We start from the raw sequence: 18,849 nt of genomic DNA on the forward strand, positions 1-18,849 counted from the left end.
AAGCGTTCGGCCCCTGCGGACCCCCGATTATAGACGCTACCGGGGAAATTTTCCAATGTTTATGCGAAAGCCGTGCGCGCAAAGCGGCAGGGCGTCGGGGGGCGCCCTGCCGCTATGGGGCATCATGGCCGGTTCGGAGGCTTACTCGGGTTTCTGGAACACGCCGCAGGCGATCCGCGATCCGGCATCCCCGCCCGGCTGCGTGGCGTAATCATCGGCCTTTTCATGGATCATAAAAGCGGCACCGTCGTCGTCGAAGATCATCCCGTCGATGTCGATCCCGGCGAGGATCACATCGGCCTCCAGCACCCCGTCGGCGCCGACATGCACATTGGGCAGATCGCCGGGATGCGGGCCGTTCTGGCTCAGCACGCCGTGCTCGCGATCCCCGGCGATATGACCGCCCGCGGATTCGAAGTCGGGAGCGGTGCAGTCGCCGGTCTCGTGCAGATGCACGCCATGGGTCCCTTCCGGCACCCCGGTGATGTCGAGCTTCAACAGCATCTCGCCGGATGGGGTTTCATTGAGCGTCGCACTCCCAGCTATCGCACCGTCGTGACCGCTCACCAGGGCACTGGCGCTCGGTTGCAACTCCTGGGCGAAGGCGGGCAGGGCGAGGGTAAGGGGCAGGGCGGTGCAGAGGATCTTGGCGAAGGGCGTCATCATCATTCTCCTGTTGGGGTCAAGGGCAGAACCGATGGTGACGGCGAAGGTTCCGGGGCGCGCCCAGGAGCGCCGCCCGGCGAGGGCGGACGGCGCGGTTTCGCTCAGCGCTGGTAGATCACCGGAAACCAGTCCTCGCGCAGGCGCTGGCCGGGTTTCATGTCATGGCCCGGGAAGGGCGGCGAGGTCGGGCCGGGACGCTCGACATAGCGCGCGTCATCGCCGAGCAGGCGCAGCGAGAAGGCCCGGCGGCGGGAATTGCGGGTATTGCCGCGCGCCCCGTGCAGGGTGCCGTAGTTGAACGCCACCGCGTCGCCCGGCTCCATCTGCCACTCACGGATATCCATGCCCTCGGCGTCGGGGTCAGGCACCGGCATGTATTTATCCTCGTCGGGATAGAAGTTAGTCTCCGACAGCCAGCGGGTCGGCAGCACCGGTTTTTCCCAGGCATGGCTCCCCGCGACGCAGCGCAGGCTGGCCTCGGTAACCGGGTCGAGCGGCGACCAGAAGCTGACGTTCTGGACGCCATCGACGAAGTAATAGGGGCCGTCCTGATGCCAGGGCGTGGGCTTGGACGTGCCGGGTTCCTTGACCAGCACGTGATCGTGAAACATCTGCACCTTCTCCGAGCCCATCAGGTCGGCAGCGACCTCGGCGGCGGGGGAGTCGCGGATCACCTCCTCGAATTCGGGGATGCGCGTCCAGTTGCAGTAATCGTCGAAGAACCGCCCGCCTTCGCCTTCCTTGAGGTTCTCGGCGGCATAGGGGCCGGGCTCGTTCATGTTGCGCTCGATCCCGGCGCGGAGGGTTTCGACATGGTCCTTGAACAGACCCTTCACCAGCACGACGCCCTCGCGCTGGAAGGTCTCGATCTGTTCGTCGGTGAGAAGCGGGTGGGTCATCTGGCTCTCCTTTGTTTCGCGGATCAGGCTAGCCTGCGTCATTATTAGCTTCAAATAATGTTTGCTGCGGGTATGAATAGTCTAATGCTATACGTTACCCTGCGCCAATATGAATATGTGACCGCCGTCGCCCACACCGGCAGCCTGACCGAGGCGGCCAGCCGACTGGCGGTGTCGCAACCCTCGCTGTCAGTGGCGATCAGCCGTGTCGAGCAGCGGCTCGGGCAGCGGATCTTCCTGCGTGGCAAGGGCGCGGCGCTGCGGCTCACGCCCTTCGGGCATCGCTTCGTGGCGGGGGCGCGGGCGCTGCTCGACATGGCGGCGGAGCTCGAACAGGGGCGCGCCGGGGAGGCGCCCTTCGTGCTGGCCTGTTTCGAGGATATCGCGCCCTGGTATCTCGCCCCCGCGCTCTCCGCGCTCACGGCGGCGTTGCCGAATGTCCCGTTCAGCATCCGCGAGGGGCGGTTCGAGACGTTGGCGGCGGATCTGGCGACGGGGCGGGCGGATATCGCGCTGAGCTATGACCTTGGCTTCGGGCCGGAGTTCGACCGGCTGGCACTGAAGCAGGTCGCGCCGGTGGCGTTCCTGAGCCAGAACCACCCGTTGGCCTATCGCCGGGCGCTGCGCATTGCCGATCTGGAGGGGCAGCCGCTGGTGCTGTTTTCCGAGGATCAGTCGCTGCGCCATATGATGACGCTCTTCCGCCGCCTCGGGTTGCGCATGGACATCGCCCATCGCACCGCTTCGCTGGAGATGATGCGCTCGCTCTGTGCGCAGGGGGCCGGGGTGGGGATCAGCTATTCGGTGCCGCCTTCCGGGGTGAGCTATGACAAGCGACCGCTGGTCACCATCCCGATCGCCGACAAGGAAGCGCTGGCGGAGATATCGCTGATCTGGTCCTGCCTGTCCCCGCCGCATGACGCCTTCGACGAGATCAAGACGCTTCTGCAGAAGCTGGCATGACGCGCGGCGTTCTGGCTGTTGAGAATCTTGGAAAATCGCTGCCGTCTTTCAAAAATTTGCGAAGATTGCTTTAGCCATTCCAAGCCTTGGCGCAGCCCCGCTTTGCGGCGATCTTTGCCCCAGCAGTTTCAAGGAGCCTATGATGAGCAATTCTACCTATTACGCGCCCAAGGGCGGCCACCCGCCGCAAACCGACCTGCTGTCGGATCGGGCGGTCTTTACCGATGCCTATGCGGTCATCCCCAAGGGCACGATGCGCGACATCGTCACCTCCTTCCTGCCGTTCTGGGAAGGCACGCGGCTCTGGGTGCTGGCGCGGCCCTTGAGCGGCTTTGCCGAGACTTTTTCGCAATATATCATGGAGGTGCAACCCGGCGGCGGCAGCGACAAGCCGGAGCTCGAGCCAGAGGCGCAGGGCGTGCTCTTCGTGGTCGAGGGCGGGTTTTCGCTGACCATCGAGGGGCAGAGCCACGAGATGCGCGAAGGCAGCTATGCCTATATCCCTGCCGGGGCCGACTGGTCCCTGCGCAATGACAGCGGCGCGGTGACGCGGTTCCACTGGGTGCGCAAACGCTATCAGGCGGTGGCCGGGCTCGACCGGCCGGAGCCGCTGGTGCTCAACGAGCGCGAGATCGAACCCTCGGTGATGCCCGATACCAACGGCGCCTGGGCAACCACCCGCTTCGTTGACCCCAACGACGTGCGCCACGACATGCATGTCACCATCGTCACGCTGCAGCCGGGCGGGGTGATCCCGTTCTGCGAGACCCATGTGATGGAACACGGGCTCTATGTGCTGGAGGGCAAGGCGGTTTACCGGCTCAACCAGGATTGGGTCGAGGTCGAGGCCGGGGATTTCATGTGGCTGCGCGCGTTCTGCCCGCAGGCCTGCTATGCCGGGGGGCCGGGGCCGTTCCGCTATCTGCTCTACAAGGACGTGAACCGGCACATGACGCTCTGAGGCAGGACGGCGGCTAATCGGCCGCCGTTTCGTATGGCGTCCCGAAGGCGGCGGGGGCACCGATGGCGGCGGAGACCGCGTGGCCGGCCTTGATCACCATATCCGCCAGTTCGCGCACCTGATCGGGGGAGACCCGGCTGGTCGGGCCGGAAACGGAAATCCCGGCCACCACCTCGCCATGCGGATTGCGGATCGGGGCAGCGATGCAGCGCATGCCCATGTTGCGCTCCTGATCGTCGATCGCATAGCCGCGCCGGCGCACCTCCGCGAGATCATCGGCCAACGCGTCGGGGTCGGCGCGGGTATGCGGGGTGAAGACTTGCAGACCTTTGGCCGTAAACCTGTTTACGTAGGCTTCGCCAGCATAGGCGAGCAGCACCTTGCCGATGCCCGACGCATGCAGCGGCGACAGCGTGCCGGGCGGAAAGAAGGCGCGGATCGGGGCAGAGGTCTCGACCTGCGAGAGGAACAGCACCGAGCCGTCCTTCTCGACGCCGAGGTTGGCGGTCTCGCCGCTGTCTTCCATCAATTGCCGCAGGATCGGGCGGCTGCGGTCCACAAGGCTGGTGCGGCGCAGGAAGACCGAGCCGATGAGGAAGGCGTCGGGGCCGATCTGCCAGGTCTGTGCGCGTTCGTCGCTCTCGACCATGCCGTGCAGCGCGAAGGTGGTCAGCACCCGGTAAACGGTCGCCGGGGATTCCCCGAGGCTCTGGGCCAGCTCGCTGAGGGAGGCGCTTTCCACCCGCGCCAGCTCGCTCAGCACCACCAGCGCCCGATCCAGCGCCTTGATGGTGTTCTGTTCGGTCTTTTCGGCGAAGGCGCGCGGGCGGCCGCGTTTGCGGTCGCCGTTTCCGGGATTGTTCGGTAAAGCCATAAAGTCTTGCCTATTATACGTGAAATACAAATTCATGATATGAAAAACGCAAGCCTTTGACAATAAAGGAATTACCTAAATTAACAGGAAATGAAATGGGATTTCAAAAAAATTGATCGGGCATCGGGCGGGGGCTAGGCTGTTGGTGAAACTTTCCGATGGAGGGAACCATGAGCTTTCAGAACCCGGTCTTCATTCCCGGCCCGACCAACATGCCCGAGGCGATCCGTCAGGCCTGCTACATGCCCACGATCGACCATCGCTCGCCGATCTTCGGGTCGATCCTGCATCCCTGCCTTGAGGGTGTACGCAAGGTGCTGAAATCGGAGAGCGCGCATATCTTCATCTTCCCCGCCACCGGCACCGGCGGCTGGGAAACCGCGCTCAGCAACACATTGTCGCCCGGCGACGGGGTGCTGGCGGCGCGCAATGGCATGTTCAGCCATCGCTGGATCGACATGTGCCAGCGCCACGGGTTGGACGTGCAGGTGATCGAGACGCCTTGGGGCGAGGGGATTGCTGCGGACAGATACGAAGAGATCCTCAGGGGCGACAGGGACCACAAGATCAAGGTCGTGCTGGCGACCCATAACGAGACCGCCACCGGGGTGAAATCCGACATCGCCGCGGTGCGCCGCGCGCTCGATGCGGCGAAGCATCCGGCGCTGCTGTTCGTCGATGGGGTCAGTTCGATCGGCTCGATGGACTTCCGCTTTGACGAGTGGGGCGTCGATGTTGCGGTGACCGGTTCACAGAAGGGCTTCATGCTGCCCGCCGGTCTGGCGATCGTCGGTTTCAGCGAAAAGGCCATGCAGGCGACCGAGAGCGCCGGGCTGCCGCGCACCTTCTTTGATGTGCATGACATGGCCAAGGGCTATGCCAACAACGCCTTCCCTTACACGCCGCCGGTGGGCCTGATGAACGGGCTGAAACTGTCGCTTGAAACCTTGCTCGACGAGGGGCTGGAGAATGTCTTTGCCCGCCATACCCGGATTGCCACCGGCGTGCGCCATGCGGTGAAAGCCTGGGGGCTGGAGCTCTGCGCGGTGTCGCCTGAGGTCTATTCGGACAGCGTTTCCGCGATCCGCACGCCCGAAGGGTTCAATGCCACCGATATCGTCACCCGCGCCGCGGATGAATACGGCATGGCCTTCGGCGTCGGCCTCGGAGAGGTCGCGGGGAAGGTGTTCCGCATCGGGCATCTCGGGTCGCTGACCGATGCGATGATGCTGTCGGGGCTCGGCGTGGCGGAGATGGTGATGGTCGATCTCGGGCTCGACGTGAAGCTCGGCTCGGGCGTTGCGGCGGCGCAGGAATATTACCGGCACGGTGCCAACAAGGCCAACAAGGCGGCGGCATGATGAAGGATCACTCGGAGATGTATGTTCCTACATTCGACGACATGAAGGCGGCGCATGAGCGCATCCGGCCCCATATCCACCGCACCCCGGTCTTGACCTCGAGCTATCTCGACGAGCTTGCGGGGTGCGAGATGTTCTTCAAATGCGAGAACTTCCAGAAGGCCGGGGCGTTCAAGGTGCGCGGGGCGTCCAATGCGGTGTTCGGCCTGTCCGAGACGCAGGCCGCACGCGGGGTGGCGACGCATTCCTCCGGCAACCACGCGCTGTCGCTGTCCTATGCGGCGGGGCGGCGCGGTATCCCCTGCCATGTGGTGATGCCGCGCACGGCGCCGCAGGCCAAGAAGGACGCGGTGCGCGGCTATGGCGGGATCATCACCGAATGCGAGCCCTCGACCTCTTCGCGCGAAGAGGTCTTTGCCAAGGTCCACGCGGAGACCGGCGCCGACTTCGTCCATCCCTACAACGATCCGCGGGTCATCGCGGGGCAGGGGACCTGCGCGCGCGAGCTGCTCCAACAGATGGCGGATTTCGGCGGCAATCCGGATTTTGTCGTCGCGCCGATCGGCGGCGGCGGGATGATCTCGGGCACCTGTCTGACCCTGTCGAACCTGGCGCCGGAGGTGAAGATCATCGCCGCCGAGCCGGAACAGGCCGACGATGCGGCGCGCAGTTTCCGGGCCGGGCATATCATTGCCGATGATGCGCCCGAGACCGTGGCCGACGGGCTCAAGGTGCCGCTGAAGGATCTGACCTGGCATTTCGTCAAGGGCCACGTGAGCGACGTGCTGACCGCGACCGAGCAGGAGATCATCGACGCGATGAAACTGATCTGGCAGCGCATGAAGATCGTGATGGAGCCGAGCTCGGCAGTGCCACTGGCCACGATCCTGAAGAATCCCGACACCTTCGCGGGCAAACGCGTGGGTGTCATCGTCACCGGCGGCAATGTCGATCTGGCAAAGCTGCCCTGGATGCAGAGCTGAGGAATGACTGACATGAAAGATATCAACTACGACGAGCTCGACGTCGGCTTTGACGCACCGGCGGTGCCGGGGATGGATGAGGCCGATATCCAGACGCCCTGTCTGATCCTCGATCTGGACGCGCTGGAGCGCAACATCAGGAAGATGGGCGATTACGCCAAGGCCCATGGCATGCGCCATCGCAGCCACGGCAAGATGCATAAATCGGTGGATGTGCAGAAGTTGCAGGAAAAGCTGGGCGGGGCCGTCGGCGTCTGCTGTCAGAAGGTCAGCGAGGCCGAGGTCTTCGTACGCGGCGGCATCAAGGATGTGCTGGTCTCCAATCAGGTGCGCGAGGCGGCCAAGATCGACCGGTTGGCGCGGCTGCCCAAGCTCGGCGCCAAGATCACCGTCTGTATCGACGACATCGCCAATGTCGCCGAGCTGTCGGACGCGGCCCGGAAGCATGGCACCGAGCTGCATTGCTTCATCGAGATCGACTGCGGAGCCGGGCGTTGCGGCGTGACCAGCACCGAGGCCGTGGTCGAGATCTCCAAGGCAATCGATGCGGCGGAGGGGCTGCATTTCTCGGGCATTCAAGCCTATCAGGGCGCGATGCAGCACATGGACAGCTACGCGGACCGCAAGACCAAGCTCGACGCGGCCATCGCTCAGGTCAGGGAGGCGGTCGATGCGCTGCCCGAGATCGGGCTCAAGCCCGAATTCGTCTCCGGCGGCGGCACCGGGAGCTATTATTTCGAGAGCAATTCGGGCGTCTATAACGAGCTGCAATGCGGCTCCTATGCCTTCATGGACGCCGATTACGGGCGCATCCATGACAAGGACGGCAAGCGGATCGACCAGGGCGAGTGGGAAAACGCGCTGTTCATCCTGACCTCGGTGATGAGCCATGCCAAACCCGACAAGGCGATTGTCGATGCCGGGTTGAAGGCGCAGTCGGTGGACAGCGGGTTGCCGTTCATCTTCGGGCGGGACGATGTCGAATATGTCAAATGCTCGGACGAGCATGGCGTGGTGGTCGACCCCGAGGGTGTGCTCAAGGTCAACGACAAGCTGCGCCTCGTGCCCGGCCACTGCGACCCGACCTGCAACGTGCATGATTGGTACGTGGGCGTGCGAAACGGCAAGGTCGAGACGCTCTGGCCGGTGTCGGCCCGTGGCAAGGCCTATTGAACCCGGCCTTGCGACATGAGATCGGGGGGCCGGGAGTTCCGGCCCCTTTTGCAGAACTTACCCGAGGTATCTAAGATGATTATCGTTCCAGAAAAAGAGATTGCCGCGCTGATGACCCGCAGTGCCGCCTTTGAGGCCGTCGAGAAGGTCTTTGCCTCGATGGCGTCGGGCAGCGCCTATAATTTTCCGGTGATCCGCGAGGCGATCGGCCATGCCGATGCGCTTTACGGGTTCAAGTCCGGCTTTGACCGGGCGGCGCTGAACCTCGGGCTGAAATCCGGCGGTTATTGGCCGGGCAATGCCGCCAAGGGCATTACCAATCACCAATCGACGATCTTCCTGTTCGATGCCGATACCGGCAAATGCCGCGCCATCGTCGGGGGCAACCTGCTGACCGCGCTGCGCACGGCCGCCGCGGCGGCGGTGTCGGTCGCGCATCTGGCGCGGCAGGATGCGAAAGTGCTCGGCATCATCGGGGCCGGGCATCAGGCGAGCTATCAGCTGCGCGCGGTGGCCGAGCAGCGCGGCTTCGAGAAGATCGTCGCCTGGAACCGGTCGCCCGAAAAGCTCGACGGGCTGCGCGATGTCGCTGCCGAGCTGGGGCTGCCCTTCGAGAGCGTGACGCTCGATGAGCTCGGCGCGCAGAGCGATGTGATCGTGACCATCACCTCGAGCTTCGATCCGATCCTGCGCGCGGCGCAGGTACGGCCCGGCACGCATATCGCCTGCATGGGCACCGATACCAAGGGCAAGCAGGAGGTCGACAACGCGCTGGTCGGGGCGGCCAATGTCTTCACCGACGAGCGCGCGCAATCGATCAGCATCGGCGAATGTCAGCACGCCATCGCTGACCGGACCATCCAGGAGGCAGACATCACCGAGCTCGGCGCGGTGATCAACGGCGATCATCCGGGGCGCGGTTCTGATGTGGAGATCACGCTGTTCGACGGCACCGGCGTCGGGCTGCAGGATCTTGCGGTCGCCTCCTCGGTGGTCGATCTGGCGGTTGAGAAGGGCGTCGCGCTGGAGGTTGAATTCTGATGTCGGCGTTGCTTGCCCGGACATCCGCGGCCGAGGCTCTGGTCGGGCAGGCCCTGCCCGCACTGCGTCTCGCCGCCTCCGATGGCAGGCAGGTCGATCTCGCGCGGCTCGACGGCACCAACGTGCTCTATTGCTATCCCCCCGATCCGGCGGCAGGGGCCGCGCAGGCCAGCGGGTTCAGGGATCTCCATGCTGCCCTGCGTCACCTCGGAGTGGATCGTGTGATCGGCGTTTCCGCGCAGTCCCCCGCCGCGCAGCGCGTCGCGCGCGAGCGGCTCGCGCTGCCGTTTCACCTGTTGTCGGATGGCGGCGCGCTGTTGGCGCGGGCGTTTGGCATTTTCGACCCGGACGGAAGCGGCATCATGTCGCCACGGCACCTGACATTGATCCTGCGCAATGGCAGGATCACCGATGTGATCGACCCTGCCGGGAGGGCGGGCGAGAACGCGCAGGATGTACTGGATCTTCTGACAGGAAATTAACGGGGCTGACATGACTCAAACACCACTTCGCATCGTCATCAATGGCTTTGGACGCATCGGGCGCAGCGTGCTGCGCCTGTTGCAGACCGCGCGCGCCGATGCCGGGATCGAGGTGGTGTTGATCAACGACATCGCGACGCTGGAGATGAGCGCCTATCTCTTCGAGTTCGATTCCGTCTACGGGCCGTTCAACGGTGAGGTTGCGACCGACGGAGCGGCGCTGATCGTCAATGGCAACGCGATCCGCTATCGCAGCCAGCCCTCGCTGGAGGGTCTCGACCTGTCCGATGTCGATGTGGTGCTGGAATGTACCGGCACGGCCGATACGCGCGAGGTGGCCGAGGCCGGTTTGCGCGCCGGCGCGCGCCGGGTGTTGATCTCCGGGCCCTCGGCGGCGGCGGATCTGACGCTGGTGCTGGGCGCCAACGAGGACCGGCTGGCCGATCAGAAGGTCGTCTCCAACGCGTCCTGCACCACCAATGCGCTGGCGCCGCTGCTGCGGCTGCTGGATGACGAATTCGGCGTGATCAGTGCCCATATGACCACGATCCATTGCTATACCGGCAGCCAGCCGACCATCGACAAGCCGCGCGGCGAGGACATGGCCCGCAGCCGGGCGGCGGCGCTGTCGATCGTGCCGACCACGACCAGCGCCACGCGGCTGATCGAACAGGTGCTGCCCCAGCTCGGCGGGCGGATCACCGGCAGCGCGGTGCGGGTGCCGGTGGCCAGCGTTTCGGCGGTGGATCTGATCGTGGGGCTCGAAAACCGGCCCGACGATTTCGCCGAGCGGCTGCAGCGCGCCGTGGGCGAGAGCCCCTGTCTCGGCTGGACCGGGAAGCCGCTGGTCTCGACCGATCTGCGTGCCCGGCCGGAATCGCTGATCCTGGCGGCGCCCGAAACAATTCACGGTCCCGATTTCACCCGGCTGTTCGGCTGGTACGACAATGAATGGGGCTTTTCCAACCGAATGATCGACGTCGCGCTGCGCATGGGCGCGGATCGACGCAGGGAGCAAGACGAATGACCGAAGAGACGAAAGCCGCAACCGACCGGCAGGCGGCGCTGGATTATCACGAATTCCCGAGGCCCGGCAAGCTGGAGATCCGCGCGACCAAGCCGATGGCCACGGGGGGCGATCTCAGCCGCGCCTATTCGCCCGGCGTCGCGGAGGCGTGTCTGGAGATCGAAAAGAACCCGCAGGATGCCGCGCGCTATACCGCCAAGGGCAATCTCGTGGCGGTGATCTCCAACGGTACCGCGGTGCTGGGGCTCGGCGATATCGGGGCGCAGGCCTCCAAGCCGGTGATGGAGGGCAAGGCGGTCCTGTTCAAGAAATTCGCCGGGGTCGATTGCTTTGACATCGAGGTGAACGAGACCGATCCGGAGAAGCTGGCGGAGCTGGTCTGCAAGCTCGATCCGACCTTCGGGGCGATCAATCTTGAGGACATCAAGGCGCCCGATTGCTTTACCGTCGAGCGGATCTGTCGCGAGCGCATGGGCATTCCGGTGTTTCATGACGACCAGCACGGCACGGCGATCGTCGCCGCGGCTGCTGCCAGCAATGCGCTGCGCGTCGCGGGCAAGGATTTTGGCGACATCAAGATCGTCGCGCTAGGCGCCGGGGCGGCGGGGATTGCCTGTCTCAAGATGATGATGGTGATGGGGGCCCGGAAGGAGAACATCACCATGCTCGATTCCAAGGGCGTGGTGCATACGCAGCGCAATGACCTGACCCCGGAGAAGGCCGAATTTGCCCGCAGCACCGAGATGCGCAGCACGATGGAGGCGATGGCCGGGGCGGATCTGTTCCTTGGCGTCTCCGGCCCGGGCCTGCTGACCCAGGAGATGGTCAGGAAGATGGCCGATCATCCGATCATCTTCGCGCTGGCCAACCCGACGCCGGAGATCATGCCGGAACTGGCGCGCGAGGCGTCGCCCGATGCGCTGATCGCCACCGGCCGGTCGGATTATCCCAATCAGGTCAACAACGTGCTCTGCTTCCCGTTTATCTTCCGCGGGGCGCTGGATGTCGGCGCGACGCAGATCAACGACGAGATGAAAGTCGCCTGTGTCGAGGCCATTGCCGGGCTGGCCCGCGAGACCGCCAGCGCCGAGCTCGGTGCCGCCTATCAGGGCGAGCGGCTGGCCTTCGGCCCGGAATACCTGATCCCGAAACCTTTCGATCCGCGGTTGCTGCCGACGATTGCCGTGGCCGTGGCCAAGGCCGCGATGGAGAGCGGCGTCGCCACCCGCAACGTCGATCTCGATACCTATCGCAAGTCGCTGCAGAGCCAGGTCTATCGCTCGGCGCTGATCATGCGCCCGGTGTTCGAGGCATCGCGGATGGAGAACCGCCGCGTGGTCTTTGCCGAGGGCGAGGAGCCCAAGGTGCTGCGCGCGGTGCAGGCGATGCGCGAGGAGCTCAGCGAGCGGGCCATTCTGGTCGGCCGACCCGAGGTGATCGAGGCGCGGATCGAACGCGAGGGGCTGTCGATCCGCCCGGGCGTCGATTTCGAACAGGTCAATCCCGAGAGCGACGAGCGCTACCGCGAATATTGGGGGAGCTATCACGAGCTGATGGCGCGCAAGGGCGTCACGCCGGATCTCGCCAAGGCAATCCTGCGCACCAATACCACCGCGATTGCCGCCACCATGGTGCATCGCGGCGAGGCCGACAGCATGATCTGCGGCACGCTCGGGCAATATCTCTGGCATCTGAACTATATCGAACAGATCCTTGCCACCAACGGGCTGCATCCGGTGGGGGCGCTGTCGCTGCTGATCCTCGACAAGGGGCCGCTGTTCATCGCCGATACCCATGTGCATATCGAGCCGACCGGCGCCGAGCTGGCCAATATCATGATCGGTGCGGCGCGCCATGTCGGGCGGTTCGGCATCGCGCCGAAACTGGCGCTTTGCTCGGGGTCGCAGTTCGGCAATCTCGATAGCCGTTCGGGGCGGGTGGCGCGCGAGGCGCTGGCGATCCTCGACGCGCAGGCGTGCGATTTCGAATACGAGGGCGAGATGCATACCGATGCGGCGCTCGATCCCGAGCTGCGCGCCCGGCTGATGCCGAACAACCGGCTGAACGGCAAGGCCAATGTCCTGATCTATACCAACAACGACGCGGCAGGTGCGGCGCGCAATCTGCTCAAGACCGTATCAGACGGGCTCGAGGTCGGGCCGATCCTGATGGGCATGGGCAACCGCGCTCATATCGTGACGCCGGGCGTCACTGTGCGCGGGTTGCTCAACATCGCCGCGCTCGCGGGAACGCCGGTCTCCAGCTACGGCTGAACCGGCGCGTCCGCGTCAAAGACAATTCCCGACCCTCATCCCCGACCCGGTGCCCGCATGGCGCCGGGTTTCCGCCTTAGAAAGGCAGGGTGCGACGGGTGCCTCCCGCTCATCGCGTCATCCCGCTTCCGGTTCAGCGGCAGGGCTGGCGCTGACGGTGACATGGGCGGGGCGGATCAATCGCTGGTTGAGGGCAAATCCCGGCCGGTGCAGGATCAGGATCTGCCCCGGCGCGGTCTCCGCCGTTTCCTGCATCTGCAGCGCCTCGTGCAGGGCCGGATCGAAAGGGGTATCCTTGGGCGCGATGATCCGCACGCCGAGCGCCTTCAGCCCGGTTTCGAAGACATCGCGGATGTGGCGCAGCCCTTCGAGATGCTGCGCGATCCGTGGATCCCCGCAGCCGGGATCGGTGCGCGCGGTCTCGATGCCGAGTGCCAGCGCATCGAAGGCGGGGATGAGCGCCGCGATGGCGACCGCAACCCCTTGCTCGCGCCCTTCGGCCCGGGCGGCATTGGCGCGTTTGCGGGCGTTCTCGGTCTCGGCAAGCGCCCGTTTGAGCTGATCCGTCAGATTGTCGATCCGCTCCCTCGCCGCCGCGCCCTTCTCCGCCTCCGACACTTCGTTCCCGACAGCGACTGGGCTCCGATTCGGTGCCCTATGGGACGTTTCGGGAGAGGGAGATTGCTCTGTGATCTTCTCGTCGCCGTTTTCCATTCTGACCTCCATTCCAGGAATGCCGCCCCTGCGACCGCGCTGCGCGCCGAGGCGCCCGGACGGTGACGCGCCGCGGGGCCGCTTCGATGTCCTGTTGCAAGGATACCACGAAACGGCCGTCCCGGCTGCAGCCCCGCTCCGGGCAGAAAGATGGCCGGGGGAAGCCCGGCCAATCCCTCTCCGGTCAGTTCTGCCGTTGCCTATGCTGCCTTCACCGAGATCTTCTTCGGCTTGGCTTCGCTGGCGCGGGGCAGTTCGAGGCGCAGAACGCCGTTCTTGAAATCGGCCTTGATCTTCTTCTGATCGACCTCGTCGGAGAGGGTGAAGACCCGCGTGTAATCGCCCTCGCGATATTCCGAGGACAGCCGCCGATAGCCCTCCGGCGTATGGGGCTTCACCCGTCCCGTGAGGGTCAGCACCTGACGTTCGAGCGTCACGTCGATATCCTCGGCCGCGACGCCGGGCATGTCCGCGAGGATGACCGTGGTGCCGCCTTTCTCGAAGATATCGACCGCGGGGCTGAAGCTCATGCCGTCCGAGCCGTTGGCGCGACCGGAATCTTTCATCTCTCGGCTGCCTTGGGGTGTCAGTTCCTGTGCCATGAAATCCTCCTTTCCTGGCAGATGTTGGGTTGCGATTGCCTGTCAGGATGCCTTGATCTCGATGCGCCGGGGCTTGTCGTCCTCCGGGCGCTGCATCTCGATGGTCAGCACGCCATTGCGGAAACGCGCCTCGATCCGGTCTGAATCGATGCGGAACGGCAGTTCGATCGAACGCGAGAACGCGCCTGTCGGGCGTTCGCGCCGATACCAGGTACGCTCGCCGTCCTCGTCCTGTTCGGAATAGGAGCCTCTGATCGAGATCATCGTGTCCTTGACCGTCAGTTCGATGTCGTCCTCGGACAGGCCGGGCAGTTCCGCCGTCATCACGACACTGTCCTGTCCGGCCCAGAAATTCACCGGCGGGAAGACGGTCGCACGGCGTGCGGTGCCCAGCCCGTCGAAAAGACGGTTCATCTCGTTCTGCACCTGCCGCATTTCGGAAAAGGGATCCGACGCGGCATGGGATGCGAAGGGTGTGTGCAACATTTCTCTTTCCTCCTTTCCAAAGGTCGATGTGGCCCTGACCCTCCTGCGCCTATGGTGAAAACGGGCCATGAAGACGCAAGCGGCAGGCGATGTTCTTGCGGAGATGTCGGGGAGGCAGGTCGCAGGCTGGGGCGTGTGCACTACCGGCGCGCTTGGCTGATGCGCCCGCCGGAATGGCAACTCAAGGGGCGATCGCTGAATGAGCCAACCACCCGGTTCCACCACATTTGGGGACCCGCCCTCGGCACCCCCGAGATCGATGTGGGAAGCGCTCAGGGTTCTGTCAAGGATTGGTGTCAAGGTTTTTAACTTCACGATAACAGTGACTTGACTGGTTTCCCTGCCGTTCTCGGCCTGATGGTCGCTGCTCGCCTTTTGCCGGTTCGCCAGGCGAAGAACGGTTGCTATCGACCGGTCAGGCTTGCCCCCGGGCCCGGCCATTCTACCTTGAAAGGATCAGGACCGGGCAGGATCCATCCGCCGCCGGTCTCTACTGGCCGGAGAATGATACCGTGGAAACAAACCTCACCGTCAACAACGATCGCCAGACACTCGACCTTGACCCGCGCACCACGCTGCTCGACGCCCTGCGCCATCACCTCAGCCTGACCGGCACCAAGAAGGGCTGCGATCACGGGCAATGCGGGGCCTGCACGGTGCTGGTGAATGGCCGTCGCATCAACGCCTGCCTGTCGCTGCTCTGCATGCACGAGGGCGACGAGGTCACGACGATCGAAGGGCTGGGCGCGCCGGGGAATCTCAGCGATCTGCAAAAGAGCTTTGTCGCCGAAGACGGCTACCAATGCGGCTATTGCACGCCGGGACAGATCTGTTCGGCAACGGCAATGCTCAACGAGATTGCCGAGGGCTGGCCGAGCCACGTGACCGATGATCTGCAAGCGGACCCGACGTTAAGCACGGAGGAAATCGCGGAGCGGATGAGCGGCAATCTCTGTCGCTGCTCGGCCTATCCCAATATCGTGGCGGCGATCCGCAAGGCAGCGGGGGAGCGGACATGAGTCCTTTCGATTTTTCCCGCGCGGCCACTGCCGAAGAGGCCACGCGTCAGGCGGCGCAGGGGGCGACGTTCATCGCCGGGGGCACCAACCTGATCGACCTGATGAAGCTCGAGGTGATGGCCCCGGAGAGTCTGATCGATATCACCCGGCTTGACTTGAACGATATCGAGGAGACCGGAGAAGGCGGGCTGCGGATCGGGGCGCTGGTGAGCAACAGCGATCTGGCCAATGATGCGCGGATCCGGCGCGACTGGCCGGTGCTGAGCCGGGCGCTTCTGGCCGGGGCCAGCGGACAGTTGCGCAACAAGGCGACGACGGGGGGCAACCTGCTGCAGCGCACGCGGTGCCTCTATTTCTATGATCGTGCGATGGCCTGCAACAAGCGCGAACCGGGCAGCGGCTGCGCGGCGCGCGACGGGTTCAACCGGATCTTGGCGATCCTGGGAACTTCCGAACATTGCATTGCCACCCATCCGAGCGACATGGCCGTGGCGATGCTGGCGCTCGGGGCCGAGGTCGAGATCCGCTCTGCCTCCGGCGAGGACCGTAGCTTGCCGCTCGATGATCTCTATCTGCTGCCGGGGGATCGCCCGGACCGCGAGACCGTGCTGGCGCCGGGGGATCTGATCACCGCAGTGCGCCTGCCGCCGCCGGTGGCCGGGCGGCAGAGCTATCGCAAGGTGCGCGACCGGGCCTCCTATGCCTTCGCGCTGGTCTCCGTCGCGGGGATCGTCGCGCTGGATCAGGGGCGGATCGCCCGCGCGGATCTGGCTTTCGGCGGGCTCGCTCCGAAACCCTGGCGGGACCCGGATGTCGAGGCGGCGCTGATCGGCGAGCGGCCGTCTGCCGCGCTTTTCGAGAAGGCGGCGGACATCTTGCTCGCCCCGGCGCAGGGCCATGGCGCGAATGATTTCAAGATCCCCCTGGCGCGCCGGACCCTGGTCTCGGTGCTGGATGAACTGACGAAGGATGACGTGTCATGACCGAACATCTGAAGATAGATGCCCCCGCGACGGAGCGGCGGCTGGACGACATGGCGCAGGGGCTTGTCGGCGCCCCGCTTGACCGGCCGGAGGGGCCGCTGAAGGTGACCGGCAGGGCGACCTATGCCAACGAATGGCAGGTCGATGGCATGGTTCATGGCGTGATGGTGCGGGTGCCGGGCAACAGCGGTCGGGTCGTACTCGCCAACCGGGCCGAGGTGGCGGCGATGCCCGGGGTGCTGGCGGTGATTGATGATCCGCGGCTGCTGCGCAATCCGGCGCAGGGCACGGCCAACGAGGCGCCGGTGCAGGGTCCGCAGGAGGCCGCCTATCTCGGGCAGCTGATCGCGGTTGTCGTGGCGCAGCAATTCGAACAGGCGCGCCATGCGGCACAGCGGCTGGAAGTGACGCTGGAGGACGCAGAGAAGGTCGCGGTCGATCCCGCCGATGCGGCGCTCGAGCCGCAGGAGGATCAGACGGTCGCTCAGGGCGATCTCGACCGCGCGATGGCGGAGGCCGAACACGCGATCGACGTGACCTATACCACGCCCTCCCATTCCAGCGCGCCGATGGAGCCGCATGCCGCCATCGCCTCCTGGGAAGGCGAGCAGCTCACCCTGCGGGCCAGCTACCAGATGCTCAAATACAATCGCAACGAGCTTGCGGATGCGCTTGGCATTCATCCCGACAGGGTGCGCATTCTCTCGCCCTATGTGGGTGGCGGATTCGGTTCGAAACTGGGGCTGGCGCCGGAATCGGTCGCGGCGGCATTGGCCGCGCGGGAAACCGGGCGGCCGGTCTCCGTGGCGCTGATGCGGCCGCAGGTCTTCGAGGCGACGATGCGGCGCTCCGAGACGCTACAGCGTGTCCGCCTCGCTGCCGATGCGGAGGGCAGGCTCACCGGAGTAGGCCATGAAGCGCGGGTCTCTAACCTGCCGAGCGAGACCTTCGCCGAGCCGGTTCTGCAGGCCACGCATTTCCTCTACAGCGGCGCCCATCGCCATTCCTCGATGGATCTTGCACGGGTGCATCGGCTCTGCGCCGGATCGGTCCGCGCGCCCGGGGAGGCTGTCGGGGTGACGGTGCTGGAGAGCGCGATGGACGAGCTCGCCGCGAAGATCGGCATGGACCCGGTCGAGCTGCGGCGGCGCAACATCCCCGAGAAGGACCCGGTCTCCGGCAAAGAGTTTTCCTCCCGCCGTTTCCGCGAGGCATTGGACAGCGGGGCCGAGGCTTTCGGCTGGGTTGACCGGCCCGAGACAAGGACGCGGAGCGAGGGCGAATGGCTGATCGGGTATGGCATGGCCTCGGCGGCGCGGGTGAATATCCTGATGGAATCCCAAGCGAGGGTGCGGCTGGCGCCCGACGGATCGGTTCAGGTCGAGACCGACATGACCGATATCGGGACCGGGACCTATGCCATTCTCGGGCAGATTGCCGGGGAAATGCTGGGCCTGCCGATCGAGCGGGTGGAGGTGCGGCTCGGGGATACCGATCTGCCCCCGGCCTCGGGCTCCGGCGGTTCCTGGGGTGCCGCATCCAGCGGCACGTCGGTCTATGTCGCCTGTCAGGCGATCCGCACCATGATCGCCGAACGGCTCGGCGTCGCGGAAACCGATCTGACGCTCAAGGACGGGCAGGCCACCTTTGCGAACCAGACCCGCCCGCTTGCGGAGATCCTCGACGGGGACGAGATCGTCAAGGAGGGGCAGGTAACGCCGGGCGATACGTCCAAGGCGGTGCGGCAGGCCACCTTCGGCGCCTATTTCGCCGAGGTCGCGGTTCATGCCGCCAGCGGCGAGACCCGGGTGCGGCGGATGCATGGCAGCTTTGCCGCCGGGCGTATCCTCAATGCCAAGACAGCGCGGTCGCAATGTCTGGGCGGGATGATCTTCGGCATCGGCATGGCCCTGACGGAAGAGCTGGCATTCGATCCCCGGCACGGGCATGTGGTGAACCACAATCTCGCCGAATACCATGTTCCGGTGAATGCCGATGTGCCGCAGATCACCGTCGAATTGCTCGAGGAGCGCGACGACTGGGCCAATCCGCTGCAGGCAAAGGGCATTGGCGAGCTCGGCATCTGCGGCGCGGGGGCCGCCATCGTCAATGCGATCTATAATGCCACCGGTGTTCGGGTCCGTGATTATCCCGCCACGCTCGACAAGGTGATCGCCGGGATGTGATCGGTCGGCCCGCGATCAAACAGGAGGACCGGCTCGGCCTTTCGTTGCGAGAGGCCGACCCCTTGGCGGCGAGGCTGCGGCGGGACCCCTGCGCATCGAGATGTGCCCTTTCGCGCATTTGCGCTAGATAACCTTGCAGAAATCGAACTGGGCGCG

Annotated in this window: 18 protein-coding genes; 12 read left to right on the forward strand and 6 right to left on the reverse strand. The window is 65.1% G+C overall.

The genetic code is table 11. The annotated features are described in order from the left end of the window. Positions 1-141: 141 nt before the first annotated feature. Both ACFSUD_RS13275 and ACFSUD_RS13280 read right to left on the reverse strand, forming a co-directional pair. Complete coding sequence (locus ACFSUD_RS13275) at positions 142-663, reverse strand: superoxide dismutase family protein (protein ID WP_386375087.1); 522 nt, start codon at positions 661-663, stop codon at positions 142-144. 104 nt (positions 664-767) lie between these two features. After that, complete coding sequence (locus tag ACFSUD_RS13280; protein ID WP_386375088.1) at positions 768-1,565, reverse strand: phytanoyl-CoA dioxygenase family protein; 798 nt, start codon at positions 1,563-1,565, stop codon at positions 768-770. An 84-nt stretch (positions 1,566-1,649) separates the two neighbouring features. Between ACFSUD_RS13280 and ACFSUD_RS13285 the strand changes: the two genes are divergently transcribed. Together ACFSUD_RS13285 and ACFSUD_RS13290 are read left to right on the forward strand one after the other, a co-directional pair. Next, positions 1,650-2,528, forward strand: a complete 879-nt coding sequence (locus ACFSUD_RS13285; RefSeq protein WP_386375089.1) for a LysR family transcriptional regulator — start codon at positions 1,650-1,652, stop codon at positions 2,526-2,528. 142 nt (positions 2,529-2,670) lie between these two features. Next, the gene (locus tag ACFSUD_RS13290; protein ID WP_386375090.1) at positions 2,671-3,489 is read left to right on the forward strand and encodes a bifunctional allantoicase/(S)-ureidoglycine aminohydrolase; all 819 of its coding nucleotides are present in this window, start codon (positions 2,671-2,673) and stop codon (positions 3,487-3,489) included. Positions 3,490-3,502: 13 nt separating this feature from the next. Here ACFSUD_RS13290 and bhcR read toward each other — a convergent pair whose 3' ends face one another. Beyond that, positions 3,503-4,363: an HTH-type transcriptional regulator BhcR gene (gene bhcR, locus ACFSUD_RS13295; RefSeq protein WP_386375091.1), complete on the reverse strand. Its 861-nt coding sequence runs from the start codon at positions 4,361-4,363 to the stop codon at positions 3,503-3,505. A 170-nt stretch (positions 4,364-4,533) separates the two neighbouring features. On the opposite strand from bhcR, the gene bhcA reads away from it, so the two are divergent. The 7 genes from bhcA (at position 4,534) to ACFSUD_RS13330 (ending at position 12,703) form a co-directional block, all read left to right on the forward strand. Further along, on the forward strand, positions 4,534-5,724 hold the full coding sequence (bhcA, locus tag ACFSUD_RS13300) for an L-aspartate--glyoxylate aminotransferase BhcA (protein WP_386375092.1): 1,191 nt from the start codon (positions 4,534-4,536) through the stop codon (positions 5,722-5,724). Further along, on the forward strand, positions 5,724-6,707 hold the full coding sequence (bhcB, locus tag ACFSUD_RS13305; protein WP_386375122.1) for a beta-hydroxyaspartate dehydratase BhcB: 984 nt from the start codon (positions 5,724-5,726) through the stop codon (positions 6,705-6,707). The genes bhcA and bhcB overlap by 1 nt, the downstream gene beginning before the upstream one ends. A gap of 12 nt (positions 6,708-6,719) precedes the next feature. Then, entirely contained in the window at positions 6,720-7,880 is a 1,161-nt protein-coding gene (bhcC, locus tag ACFSUD_RS13310; RefSeq protein ID WP_386375093.1) for a 3-hydroxy-D-aspartate aldolase BhcC, read from the forward strand. Between the two features lie 75 nt (positions 7,881-7,955). After that, positions 7,956-8,921, forward strand: a complete 966-nt coding sequence (bhcD, locus tag ACFSUD_RS13315; protein ID WP_386375094.1) for an iminosuccinate reductase BhcD — start codon at positions 7,956-7,958, stop codon at positions 8,919-8,921. Continuing rightward, on the forward strand, positions 8,921-9,403 hold the full coding sequence (locus ACFSUD_RS13320; protein ID WP_386375095.1) for a peroxiredoxin: 483 nt from the start codon (positions 8,921-8,923) through the stop codon (positions 9,401-9,403). Before bhcD ends, ACFSUD_RS13320 begins: the two co-directional genes overlap by 1 nt. A gap of 10 nt (positions 9,404-9,413) precedes the next feature. Further along, positions 9,414-10,430, forward strand: coding sequence for a type I glyceraldehyde-3-phosphate dehydrogenase (locus ACFSUD_RS13325; RefSeq protein ID WP_386375096.1), 1,017 nt, complete (start codon positions 9,414-9,416; stop codon positions 10,428-10,430). Continuing rightward, complete coding sequence (locus ACFSUD_RS13330) at positions 10,427-12,703, forward strand: NADP-dependent malic enzyme (protein ID WP_386375097.1); 2,277 nt, start codon at positions 10,427-10,429, stop codon at positions 12,701-12,703. The genes ACFSUD_RS13325 and ACFSUD_RS13330 overlap by 4 nt, the downstream gene beginning before the upstream one ends. Positions 12,704-12,820: 117 nt before the next feature. Here ACFSUD_RS13330 and ACFSUD_RS13335 read toward each other — a convergent pair whose 3' ends face one another. The 3 genes from ACFSUD_RS13335 to ACFSUD_RS13345 form a co-directional block, all read right to left on the reverse strand. Beyond that, a complete protein-coding gene (locus ACFSUD_RS13335) occupies positions 12,821-13,417 on the reverse strand; it encodes a nucleotide exchange factor GrpE (protein WP_386375098.1) in 597 nt (198 codons plus the stop codon). A gap of 200 nt (positions 13,418-13,617) precedes the next feature. Next, entirely contained in the window at positions 13,618-14,019 is a 402-nt protein-coding gene (locus ACFSUD_RS13340; protein WP_386375099.1) for an Hsp20/alpha crystallin family protein, read from the reverse strand. Positions 14,020-14,061: 42 nt separating this feature from the next. Then, positions 14,062-14,505: an Hsp20/alpha crystallin family protein gene (locus ACFSUD_RS13345; protein ID WP_386375100.1), complete on the reverse strand. Its 444-nt coding sequence runs from the start codon at positions 14,503-14,505 to the stop codon at positions 14,062-14,064. Between the two features lie 512 nt (positions 14,506-15,017). On the opposite strand from ACFSUD_RS13345, the gene ACFSUD_RS13350 reads away from it, so the two are divergent. Genes ACFSUD_RS13350 through ACFSUD_RS13360 form a run of 3 tightly spaced genes read left to right on the forward strand, consistent with a single transcriptional unit; the run spans position 15,018 to position 18,693 of the window. Further along, on the forward strand, positions 15,018-15,524 hold the full coding sequence (locus ACFSUD_RS13350; RefSeq protein WP_386375101.1) for a 2Fe-2S iron-sulfur cluster-binding protein: 507 nt from the start codon (positions 15,018-15,020) through the stop codon (positions 15,522-15,524). After that, a complete protein-coding gene (locus tag ACFSUD_RS13355) occupies positions 15,521-16,507 on the forward strand; it encodes an FAD binding domain-containing protein (protein ID WP_386375102.1) in 987 nt (328 codons plus the stop codon). The genes ACFSUD_RS13350 and ACFSUD_RS13355 overlap by 4 nt, the downstream gene beginning before the upstream one ends. Beyond that, the gene (locus ACFSUD_RS13360; RefSeq protein ID WP_386375103.1) at positions 16,504-18,693 is read left to right on the forward strand and encodes a xanthine dehydrogenase family protein molybdopterin-binding subunit; all 2,190 of its coding nucleotides are present in this window, start codon (positions 16,504-16,506) and stop codon (positions 18,691-18,693) included. The genes ACFSUD_RS13355 and ACFSUD_RS13360 overlap by 4 nt, the downstream gene beginning before the upstream one ends. Positions 18,694-18,849: the final 156 nt, after the last annotated feature.

The sequence above is a fragment of the Sulfitobacter aestuarii genome, from assembly GCF_042685005.1.
Classification (GTDB): Bacteria; Pseudomonadota; Alphaproteobacteria; order Rhodobacterales; family Rhodobacteraceae; genus Sulfitobacter; species Sulfitobacter aestuarii.